Source organism: Coleofasciculus sp. H7-2, assembly GCF_042747725.1.
Classification (GTDB): domain Bacteria; phylum Cyanobacteriota; class Cyanobacteriia; order Cyanobacteriales; family FACHB-T130; genus FACHB-T130.
Window position 1 is genome coordinate 195,298 of sequence record NZ_JBHZGO010000034.1, and the last position, 10,394, is coordinate 205,691.

The 10,394-nt window shown below is 47.9% G+C and carries 8 protein-coding genes and 2 pseudogenes; 6 read left to right on the forward strand and 4 right to left on the reverse strand.

The window, feature by feature from the left end; all coding sequences use genetic code 11:
* Nucleotides 1-53 precede the first annotated feature (53 nt).
* A pseudogene (locus tag ACFW2W_RS09120) lies at nt 54-1,021 on the reverse strand (transposase).
* Between the two features lie 450 nt (nt 1,022-1,471).
* On the opposite strand from ACFW2W_RS09120, the gene ACFW2W_RS09125 reads away from it, so the two are divergent.
* Together ACFW2W_RS09125 and ACFW2W_RS09130 are read left to right on the forward strand one after the other, a co-directional pair.
* Nucleotides 1,472-2,506 carry a mechanosensitive ion channel family protein gene (locus ACFW2W_RS09125; protein WP_378176321.1) on the forward strand — a complete coding sequence of 345 codons (1,035 nt, stop codon included), beginning with the start codon at nt 1,472-1,474 and terminating at the stop codon, nt 2,504-2,506.
* A 3-nt stretch (nt 2,507-2,509) separates the two neighbouring features.
* Nucleotides 2,510-3,844, forward strand: coding sequence for a DUF2254 domain-containing protein (locus tag ACFW2W_RS09130; protein WP_378176324.1), 1,335 nt, complete (start codon nt 2,510-2,512; stop codon nt 3,842-3,844).
* Nucleotides 3,845-3,960: 116 nt separating this feature from the next.
* Here the strand turns inward: ACFW2W_RS09130 and ACFW2W_RS09135 are convergent, their stop codons facing one another.
* Nucleotides 3,961-5,247 (reverse strand): DUF389 domain-containing protein, encoded by a 1,287-nt coding sequence (locus ACFW2W_RS09135; protein WP_378176327.1) that lies wholly within the window; start codon nt 5,245-5,247, stop codon nt 3,961-3,963.
* A 140-nt stretch (nt 5,248-5,387) separates the two neighbouring features.
* Here ACFW2W_RS09135 and ACFW2W_RS09140 point away from each other — a divergent pair, with 140 nt between their 5' ends.
* The 3 genes from ACFW2W_RS09140 to ACFW2W_RS09150 all read left to right on the forward strand — a co-directional run bounded on the left by ACFW2W_RS09140 (nt 5,388) and on the right by ACFW2W_RS09150 (nt 8,191).
* The gene (locus tag ACFW2W_RS09140; RefSeq protein WP_378176330.1) at nt 5,388-6,644 is read left to right on the forward strand and encodes a cation:proton antiporter; all 1,257 of its coding nucleotides are present in this window, start codon (nt 5,388-5,390) and stop codon (nt 6,642-6,644) included.
* A gap of 7 nt (nt 6,645-6,651) precedes the next feature.
* Nucleotides 6,652-7,458 carry an ion transporter gene (locus tag ACFW2W_RS09145; RefSeq protein ID WP_378176333.1) on the forward strand — a complete coding sequence of 269 codons (807 nt, stop codon included), beginning with the start codon at nt 6,652-6,654 and terminating at the stop codon, nt 7,456-7,458.
* 145 nt (nt 7,459-7,603) lie between these two features.
* Entirely contained in the window at nt 7,604-8,191 is a 588-nt protein-coding gene (locus ACFW2W_RS09150; RefSeq protein WP_378176336.1) for a hypothetical protein, read from the forward strand.
* A gap of 156 nt (nt 8,192-8,347) precedes the next feature.
* On the opposite strand, the gene ACFW2W_RS09155 is transcribed toward ACFW2W_RS09150, so the two are convergent.
* Nucleotides 8,348-8,917 (reverse strand): DUF3611 family protein, encoded by a 570-nt coding sequence (locus tag ACFW2W_RS09155; RefSeq protein WP_378176378.1) that lies wholly within the window; start codon nt 8,915-8,917, stop codon nt 8,348-8,350.
* 511 nt (nt 8,918-9,428) lie between these two features.
* Between ACFW2W_RS09155 and ACFW2W_RS09160 the strand changes: the two genes are divergently transcribed.
* Nucleotides 9,429-10,202 (forward strand): hypothetical protein, encoded by a 774-nt coding sequence (locus ACFW2W_RS09160; protein WP_378176381.1) that lies wholly within the window; start codon nt 9,429-9,431, stop codon nt 10,200-10,202.
* A gap of 88 nt (nt 10,203-10,290) precedes the next feature.
* Here the strand turns inward: ACFW2W_RS09160 and ACFW2W_RS09165 are convergent.
* A pseudogene (locus ACFW2W_RS09165) lies at nt 10,291-10,394 on the reverse strand (IS1 family transposase); the annotation flags it as partial.

Here is a 10,394-nt window from a genome sequence, read left to right on the forward strand (position 1 = left end):
TAATAGGCATTGCCCCAGAAGTGTTGAATTTAGACATAAAATTTCACATAAAATCAGACAAGAGTCTCTGGAAGTAGATCAAAGCTCCACTGCACAAAGGAGCAACGACGACTTAATTCTAATTGCAAATAACGGAACTTATCGAGCAATCTATGTCCATAGAATGTCGGAATTTCCATCAACTCTAAAAGCAAATAAGCAATGATTTCCATATAAATTTGTAGCCGAACACCATTGATGCTTTTGGTGATGAGCTTATCCAGTTTTAAATGCATCTTTAAAAACTTCCACAGCAATTCAATTTACAAGCGTTAATGATAGATTTTTCCGACCTCTTCATTCGTCATTTCTACTAAGTTTGTTGCCAAGCGATATTCGGTTTGGCTTTCTAAGTCACAGAACCAAACCACTCGATATCTTTGATGGTAAAATTCGGTTTTCATATTGTTTTTATTCCGATCACAAATAAAGTCTTAGTTTGACTCATTTCCTCAATCAAATCCCAGCAAGCGTTGCCTCTATCCATAATGCCAATCCCGTTTTCAGGAATCATATTCATCACCGATTCGGACAATTTTGCATCATGGGTCTGTCCGAATTTTATCAGACATTCACTGGTATTTCCCTGGGTTAAGTTCAGTCCATTTATTAACTTAACTTGCTGATATCCTTGCTGTTAAAACAGCTTGCTTGTTAGTGTTATTACTGTTCAATCTATCGGAAGAAAGCATCGGCGCTGTCGCCGTATTCTGTCTCTTTAGTTTCTCCATCAATTCTTTATAGATTCGACCGAAATGCTGGTCTTCTCTCGATTTACACGATGAGAGAAAATGTCGATATATCAATCTCTATTCCCCCACGATTTAGCCGATAAAACAAGTCCCTTATGCTTGTCAAGCTCTTGTCTAACACAAAGGTTAGCGAGATTTCAGCATAATAACCTTGAGTTTAATACCGGGTAATCATGGGCTGAAAGTTGCTTCAGTATCGATTTGACAATCTTGGGAAATGACGATACCATTGAACATTATTTTTACGCTTCTTGGGGAGAGAATACTACATTCTGTCCCCTTTTTTTCTGACTTTACCTATCTTTCAACACTTCTGGTGCCCACCTTTACAGAACTTTTATGCCTCTTCAATCTGCCCTTAGGTAGATGATTGTTGAGAACTGAAAGAATTTGCCCGAAATCAACATCCCTCGTAAATCGCTTGTAAAGAAGTAACTAGGTGAAAATAAACGTAACTCACGAAGGGCGTTCTTCGTTCAGGGTATTAGACAATCCTCAATTTTTCCTACAACCATGAACAATGAATGATAAACAGTCCTATTCGGTAAGTTTATTTGTGCTGACCTACTGCTCTATTTATTTATTATCAGCTTTTCATTCTGTAGATACTAACCTTAGGTAGAGCCGAAATAATTGAGTTTATATTAGTATAAACAAAGGTTTTTAGGCGGCGAAGAGTAATGAATCCCGAAACATCGGTATCAACAGCGTGGGAAAAAATTCAGGCAATGATCAATGGCCTGGTGGTCATGCTGCCAAATATTGTGTTAGCAGTAATCGTCTTTGCGATATTCTTTTTCGCAGCAAGAACGATTAAGGCGACAGTCAGACGGCTTACCAGAAGGCATCGGCAGGCTCGTAATCTGGGGCTGGTGCTAGGTCGTTTGTCGCAGGGGATTGTTATTTTAGTCGGTTTATTTGTATCATTATCCATCGTCATCCCGACATTCCAAGCTGGAGATTTAGTTCAACTGCTAGGTATCAGTGGGGTAGCAATTGGTTTCGCCTTCCGTGATATTCTCCAGAATTTTCTGGCTGGCATCTTAATTCTATTGACTGAACCGTTCCAGATCGATGACCAGATCGTATTCAAGGATTTTGAGGGGACGGTTGAAAACATCCAGACGCGAGCCACGACGATTAGAACCTATGATGGTCGTCGCATCGTAATTCCGAATGCTGAGCTATTTACAAACTCGGTAACTGTAAACACTGCCTTCGAGAATCGCCGTCTTCAGTACGACGTGGGTATTGGTTACAGCGATGACATTGACCGGGCGAAACAACTGATTCTGGAAGCGATAGCTAGCGTCGATGATGTTTTGGAAGATCCAGCTCCCGACGCTCTTGTGGTAGAGCTGGCTGACAGTACCGTGAACATCCGCGCCCGTTGGTGGGTACAGCCGCCGCGACGTGCAGATGTTCTTGATAAGCAGGATCGAGTTCTCGCTGCCATTAAGAACAAACTCACTGCCAATGGCATCGATATGCCTTTTCCGACGCAGCAAATCCTGTTCCACGACCAAACCGAAGAAACAGACGGCGATCGCTCACGTCAGCGTGAAGGATGGCCTGCGGGTAATAAAGAAGTGCCTAAACCGCGTAGCATCGGCGGTTCCCTCCGGAAGCTGGCGGAAATGCGTGCCCAAAGAGATGGAAATAGCAGCCATAGAGACGAGAACCCCGATCGCTCTCAAACTGCCAACGATAATTGATGGATGAAAAACATCAAGCTGGGCAAACTTTGGGACTCGCTCCACTCTAGCTACTGGTTCGTACCAACGCTGATGGCGGTGATTGCGATCGCGCTAGCATTCGGAATGCTAAGCCTTGATCGAGCCGGCAAATCTGGTCCGCTAGAGTCCTTGGGCTGGATCTATACAGGGGGGCCAGATGGGGCGCGATCGCTGCTTTCAGCCGTTGCTGGTTCGATGATTACCGTTGCTGGTACCGCCTTCTCGATTACGATTGTTGCCCTCACCCTCGCTTCCTCACAATTCGGCCCGCGACTGATGCGTAACTTCATGCAGGATACGGGCAATCAAGTCGTCATAGGCACGTTCATCGGTACATTCATCTACTGCTTGCTGGTACTGCGAACCGTGCGGGGAGATGATTACGACGTGTTCGTGCCGCAAATCTCCGTCACGATCGGCATGGTGCTAGCACTCGCCAGCATCGGCGTCCTGATTTACTTTATCCATCACGTCTCAACTTCGATGCAGGCATCGCATATCATCAGAGATGTTGGCAGAGAGTTGGACAATGCCATCGATCGCTTGTTTCCGCAGAAGATCGGGCAGGGTAAATCAGCACCAAAGCAGCGGTCGGTGGCGGAAATCCCCGCCGGGTTCGATAAGGAAGCGACTCCCATATTGGCGACAACCAGCGGTTATATTCAAGCAATTGATGAGGAGCGGTTGATGAAGATCGCCACCTCAAAAGACCTCCTCCTGCGTCTGAAATATCGCCCCGGCAAGTTTATTGTGGAAGGAAGCGAACTGCTAATGATTTGGCCTGGGGAACGGGTGAATAAAAAACTCACCCAGCACCTCAACCAAGCATTTATTTTTGGCGAGCAACGCACCGAACAACAGGATGTAGAATTCCCTATCAATCAGTTAGTTGAAATTGCTGCTCGTGCCATTTCTCCTGGCATCAACGATCCGTTCACAGCCATCCAGTGTATTAACCAGATGAGTGCTGCACTTTGCCGTCTGGCGGAAAGAGAGTTTCCTTCCCCCTACCGCTACGACGACGATAACAATCTGCGAGCGATAATCGCGAATCCGGTGACATTTGCAGAGTTAGTTGACGCTGCCTTTAACCAGATTCGACAGTACAGCAAATCGGATGTAGCCGTGAGGATTCGATTGCTCGAAGCGATCGCACTCATCGCCACCCACACCCGCAACCAGAAAAATCGGGCGGCGCTGCTGCGTCATGCCCAGATGATCGAGCGCAGCAGCCAACAAGAGGTATCGGAGGAATTAGACCGACAGGATATCGAGGAGCGATATTTGGCAGCAGTGAAAGTTCTAGAGGAGTTTTAAATGACGCTCCTTAGATAGCAATCCGCTTGGAGTTGTGAACCAGCCCTTCAGATCGCCGACTTCTCTAGAATCATTGAGGACTGCTATATTTGCTTGAAAATATTTATTGAAAATATTTAACTTTCCGATTGAGGCGCTTCCAGAACGCTGACATCAATTAAAGGTGTGACATTAAACCCTTTGTCAAGTAATTGCCTTTGGATAGTGCGGGTGATGCGAGAGCGAATCTCTTCGGAAGACTCAGTAACACCCGCCTGACGCTGAACATAAACGTTACCCAACAGTGTGTTCTGACCTTTGATGTTCGTGGGGGTGAATCGAACATTTGCCTCCACCAGTTTTGCCAAACCGCTATCATTCACCACCTTCTCGATTTGGGCAACGGCACGCTGTTCGCGGCTACCGCGCTGAAGCTCCGGGGAGGAGGAAAATTGCCAAGTCAGCAAGCCCAAGAGGGCTACGGCGGTGGCTGCAAAAGCAGACGGAAATATCCAGCGCTTGCCACGGTTATAGCGGGCACCTTGAGCAGACAGACCATAGGCGCGGAACATCAGGGAGGCTGATAGATTAATCCCAACCAGTTGCAGCAACAGTACAAAGACGCCGTTTACAGCCATATCCCATCGACCCATTGCGCTTGCCATCCCCACCATTCCGGCAGGCGGTGCCAGCGAAGCCGCAACCAGCATTCCAACCGCTGCCCCCGACACGAGGCTACTTCTTTCAGATTGGACAAGATTCAGAGCGCCTGCTGCACCCGCAACCAGTGGCAGCAGCACTGCTACTGCCGAAACGGTACTGGTTGCGCTCATGGAAGATGTCACCACTTCCTGTCGCAGAATCAAGCTGAGTGCCCCAGTAACTAAGATGGTTACGGTAAGGGCTGAAAAATATCGTAAAAGACTCTGACCCAGCAGTTGTCCATCGCCGCGTGCTGTAGCGATCGCTGTATTCATCGCTGGCCCCGCAAACGGCGCAATTAGCATGGCAGCGACGAGAAGATAGCTAGTATTGGTGAACAAGCCGATCCAGACCACCACACCCGCCGCTGCCGCATATCCCAGAAAACCTTTCCACGATCCAACACTCTGTAGACCGGAGAGGAAAATTTCAATCGGACTGCGTGCCTGCACATCCTTCACCTGCTGCGGTGCTTTAAAGGGCGGTGGCTGCAAGGCGATTACTCCACGCGGAAGCAGCGTGACGTGCAATTTTGGCACCGCTTGCAACTTTTCGAGTAGTTCCTCCACTTTCCCATTCGAGACGTGAACAATTACCACGTCTAACCGTTCATCAGTCCCCGTCGATTCAAACCGGGAAAGATTCGTTCCGTCACAAGCTTGGGCGATGTCAAGGACAGTTTTCCCACACCCACGGGGAACCTGTACAAGCAATTGGCGCATTGCGGCTACATAAGTCTGCGTCCGTTGTAACCATCGCGCACAGGATAGGAGTTCGTTCTCTAGCTAGAGGAATATTTCAATGCTTTTCTATTAATCTCTGCTGAGACGTTGCATCTGCTCAAGCAGCTGGGATTCAAGTCATGAATCACTCAACTTCCAGTGATATAAATATAGCCCTGGTAGCCTTGGGCGGGCTGGTTCTCGTGCTGGGGTTGCTCTCTGGCTTTCTTAAAAAGCGTCTTTTTATCTCAGATCCCATCGTAGCTCTGCTGGTCGGGGTGCTGCTGGGGTCATCTGCGTTTGGTCTACTCGATTTGGCTGAGTGGGGTAAACCAGAGACGATCTTAGAGGAAGGTTCGCGCCTCACGATCGCTATCCAACTCATGGGGGTGGCTCTGCAACTCCCAAAAGCTTACCCGCTGAGAAACTGGCGCTCTTTAGCTGTCCTGCTAGGGCCGGTAATGCTGCTGATGTGGCTGAGCAGCGGTCTGCTAGTTTACCTGATTCTAGGTCTCCCTTTCTGGCAAGCCATGCTGATCGGGGCTGTAATTACTCCCACCGACCCGGTCGTCTCTACCTCTATCGTTACAGGTAGGGTTGCAGAGCCAAGCCTACCCGAACGTCTCCGAAATATCATCTCTGCCGAGTCTGCCGCCAATGATGGATTAGCCTACGCCTTCGTACTCTTGCCGATTCTCATCCTGACCAAACCGCCAGGAGAAGCCGTTTTCCACTGGCTAACGAAGACTTTGTTGTGGGAAGTGGCGGCGGCTGTACCTATCGGAGCGACGATCGGTTACGCAGCCGGTCGGCTTTTGCTTTGGGCTGAAGCCAACCAAACCATCGAAAAGCAATCTTTTTTAGCCTATACCGTCGCCCTCTCACTGGCTGTACTGGGGTTTGTCAAGTTGATTGGCAGCGATGGGATTCTTGCGGTTTTTGCGGCGGGAACCGTTCTTAGCATGATTGTCGGCGGTAGTGATAGAGCTGAGGAAGAAGGGGTACAAGAGGCAGTAGACCGCTTCTTTACCTTGTATATTTTCCTACTGCTGGGCTTAGCACTGCCGTGGGAAAAATGGCTGGATCTAGGGTGGAAGGGGTTGTTTCTAGCGATCTCTGTGTTACTAGTGCGCCGACTCCCGGCGCTACTATTGCTGCGTCGTTTCCTGCCTCAGGTGCGAGGGATGCAGGATGCCCTATTCATGGGATGGTTTGGACCGATTGGCGTTGCCGCAATCTTTTATGCCTTCCTCTCTCTCCGTAGAACGGGCGTGGAGGATGCCTGGGTCGTAGGTAGTTTGATAATTTGCGCCTCAATATTTGCCCACGGTCTGACCGCTGTACCCTTGGCTCAGCTTTACGGCAAGCGCGTTCAAAGCAGCCGTGCGAATCATTAAAAATTTTATGAACAACCTGAGTACATCTGAAAAAAGGGAACTCAAAAAAGAACAAGGCGAGGTTCTGCAACAGTTGGAAGACTGGTTAGAAACACCCATGCTATTACTCGGCTTTGGGTGGCTGGCGTTGTTGGTAGTCGAACTGATCTGGGGCTTAAATCCCCTGCTGGAAATCCTCAGCAACGTCATCTGGATCGTCTTTATCCTAGACTTCGCCTTACGATTAGTTCTGGCTCCTCACAAATTTGTCTATCTCAAGCAAAACTGGCTCACAGCCCTCTCCTTGCTGTTGCCAGCGTTGCGCGTCTTCCGAATTACTCGCGTACTTCGCTTACTTAGAGCTAGTCGGGGACTGCGACTGGTGCGTGTCATCAGTTCTTTGAATCGCGGCATGCGATCGCTCCGAGCCAGCATGAGTCGTCGTGGTTTTGGCTACATCATCGCACTGACGCTGGTGGTGACGCTGGTGGGAGCCGCAGGGATGTATGCTTTTGAAAACAACACCCCTGATGGGCGCGGACTGAATGATTACGGTGCTGCACTGTGGTGGACGGCAATGATTATGACAACGATGGGATCGGAATACTGGCCTCAGACTCCAGAAGGTCGGGTACTCTGCTTGATCCTATCGTTGTATGCTTTTGCTGTCTTCGGTTATGTGACTGCAACCCTCGCCACCTTCTTTGTCGGACGCGATGCGGAAGACGAACAAGCAGAAGTAGCAGGTGCTAAATCTATCGCCGCGTTGCATGAAGAAATCGTTGCATTGCGGGCTGAGATTCAGTCCCTTTTTCACCAGAAACCTGAAGCATGATATCAAATTAAATTAATTGCTTCGTTTATAGTTTGTTAGTAATGACTAATTGGGGAAAAGTTTTAAGTCTTGAATTAAAGAACTCTCTTCTCGCCTCAAAACTCAAAACTCTCTTTACCCATGACCCATTTATGAGGAAAAAGCGATGCTGAGTACCAATTGGCGAGGATATCGAATAGCCGCTTGGGTTGGACAGTTTTTACTGGCGATCGCGATCGCAGTTGAATTGTATCACCGTAACTGGGTGGGTTCATTTACACTCGCCTGCTTCCTGGCTGCTTCATTTATGTTTGTAACCCTGGAGAATCAACTGCCAACGTTGTTTGATTTTTTATTTGTCGTAGCAGCGTTGCTGAATGCGGGTGGTTGGGTTTGGGGTTTATTTTACCTACTAAAACCATACGACGAGATTGTTCATGCCTTTACAACCTTTTCCGTAACGCTGGCGCTGAGTTTTCTCATGTATGACTCAATGCTGACCCCGTTCCGCTACCACCGACTGCTGTATATTTTAGCGATCGCTAGTTTCGGAATCGCCATCGGTGCGATTTGGGAAATATTTGAGTGGCTGATCCAAGTAATTAATGACCTTGATGACACCATCGTGGATCTAATTATGGACATAATTGGAGCTTTAATTGCGGCGCTGGTTAGTGTGTGGGCGCTACAAGAGCGAGTTCATCCAAAACCAACTACCGAAGATCAACAAGTATCGCCAAGGCGCAGCCGTTAAAAATTTTTAATGAGTTGTGAGCCGTTAGTCATTAGTCATTAGCCATAAACAAGGACTAAGGACTACTGACCTTTACCTTTACTGTTGCCCATATTTCATCAATAAATTCGGATTATAGTCCCCCTTTTTTTGTTTCTAAAAGGTTGGGGAAAATTCTCACTGATTATGCACCCACTTGAGCAGCCCTAGAGCAGTAACAACATCTACAAAGTGACCGGCAATGCCATTAAAATTTGCTAACACTACAAAAACATCAAGCGCTCGAATAATCCTATAGGGGTCGGTGATTGCTACACCTGGAGGTTGGGATACAGATTTTGCTAGCAGCACTCCCACACTTGCTCCAGCACCCAACAGACATAACAATATCCCTACCAAACCCGTAATTAAAGCCAGTCGCAGAACTTGAACGGTATCAGCTTTGGATGGATGCACCGTCGAATTAGGATTTGCTAACTGTTTGCCGATGCGAGTGTAACGGAAAGCTAAAAAGACACCGAATAACAGCGCTAAAAGTCCACAAATCGCCCAAAATATACCGACTCCCAGTGCGGGATTTGCTTCATTCGCAAAGTTACGACCAGAGATAGCAAATAACAAAGCGATGCCAGAAGCAACAGCCAGTCCTAACTCTACCCAGAAAGCAATCCAGCCTACCAAACGAAAAATGTTGGCAATTTTTTGTTTAGTTGGAGAAGGGGAGTGGGTGTCTGAGTGAGTTTGCATATCTGTCTCATGTTGGAAAAAGCAGGTGATATCCCACTCCAGAACAGTACCTCCACTGGCTCTTGTTGTACCCCCACCTAGAGAGAGAAACGCTTGCCTGCCTAAAGATGAATAGACCTCTTGCACGCAGTCGATGGATGCCTACAGACTGAAGTCTGAGGCTATACACATCTATACCCGACGGGAGCGGGTTTTAAGAGTCCGCGCCGGCGGACTACCCTCCCTTGAAGGCTAAAGCCTTACGGCATGAACGCGCCTACGTTTTTGTAGCCGCGATTACGAACATCGCCAAGTATTTTTGCAAGAGGTCTAATGTTTCTCAGATGGCTGAATGGGCTTGTTTAAAACTTGAAGAATCCCAAGCAAAATCAGCTGATCGGAGGACGCCCTAGTGCCAGAATCCCATCAAGCTGAAGAAAAAAGGTAATGATTTTAGATGTGCTATTGAGCAATGACGTGTCTTTTTAGTAAAGACATTCAGCTTGAAAAATATCCCCTATTTTCAACTAAGATGCTGTTCGCAGTTGCAGAGTCTTCGGTATTCAATCCTGGTGTACGCTTCCTGTCTGCAATCCTTGCAGTCGCTCTGGCTCTCGTGCATCTCTATTCTGGTAAGCTGCGCTTTCTCGATGCCACCCCTCGCAGTATCTGGCTTTCTATAGGTAGTGGCGTATCTGTCGCCTACGTTTTCGTTCATATCCTCCCCGAACTGAGTCAAGCACAGGAGACGGTTAAGCAGACGTTGAACGGGGGACTTGCCTTTCTGGAACACCACGTTTACCTTGTGGCACTCCTAGGCGTCAGCGTGTTTTATGGACTGGAGCGAGTAGCCAAAGTGTCGCGCCAGCGCAACCAAAAGGCGGGAAAGGGAGATGTTACGGAAGCTGGGGTTTTTTGGCTGCACATCGCTTCATTCGCCGTTTACAATGCTCTAATCGGCTACCTGCTGCTCCACCGGGAGGAACCGGGTCTTCAAAGTCTTTTTCTCTTTTTCTTCGCAATGGCTTTGCATTTCGTGGTGAATGACAACGGCTTACGCGAACACCATAAGGATGCTTATCACAAGAAGGGGCGCTGGATACTAGCGGTGGCGATTATCGTGGGATGGGTAATTGGGAGCGGAACCGAAATTCACGAGGCAGCGATCGCCATCTTGTTTGCCTTCCTCGCCGGAGGGGTCGTCCTGAACGTCCTTAAGGAAGAACTCCCTGAAGATCGCGATAGCCGCTTTTGGGCTTTTATCTTGGGTGCAGGCATCTATGCAGCACTACTGCTGACATTGTGAAGCGGTGCCATTGAAGTTTTGTAGAAAAAGCGATCGCTTGAAAGCATCTTGAACGTTCAAAAAAAGGCGTTGCTGAATGAAGTATGAATTACGCAAATGCTGGTATCGATTGGTGTTTCAAGTAGTGAAGTAGCAATCTAATAGAGTGTTTCAGCATTTCTTCTGACTTCGAGTAACACAACGTTTTTCGAT